The following is a 348-nucleotide window of genomic DNA, read 5'->3' as shown; positions in this document are numbered from 1 at the left end:
CACCAAGGGCAGCACCGCCGTCGGCATGGTGCGCGTCGAGGCCAACGACCTCACGTACATCGGCAAGGCGCTGGACGCGGGCGCGACCGCCGTCATCGTCCCGCTCATCGACAACGCCCAGGACGCCGCGGACGCTGTCGCATCAGTCCGCTACCCTCCGCTGGGCCGCCGCTCGTACGGGCCGATGCGCGCCCAGCTCCGGATCGGGCCCGCCCCGGCCGACACCCACGAGCAGACCGCGGTTCTCGCGATGATCGAGACGGCCGACGGTCTCGCCAATGTGGAGGCGATCTGCGCGACGCCCGGCCTCGACGGCATCTACGTCGGCCCGTCCGATCTGCGCCTGGC

The 348-nt window shown here is 72.4% G+C and carries 1 protein-coding gene; it reads left to right on the top strand.

Going from position 1 to position 348, the window contains the following annotated elements:
• The coding region (locus tag ACLZOT_RS50795) for an aldolase/citrate lyase family protein (RefSeq protein ID WP_416976094.1) at positions 1 to 348 on the top strand (348 nt) is incomplete at both ends.

The sequence above is a fragment of the Streptomyces sp. 4F14 genome (assembly GCF_048159485.1).
Classification (GTDB): Bacteria; Actinomycetota; Actinomycetes; order Streptomycetales; family Streptomycetaceae; genus Streptomyces.
Note: the sequence above shows the minus strand (reverse complement) of the source record. Positions and strands in the feature narration are given on the sequence as shown.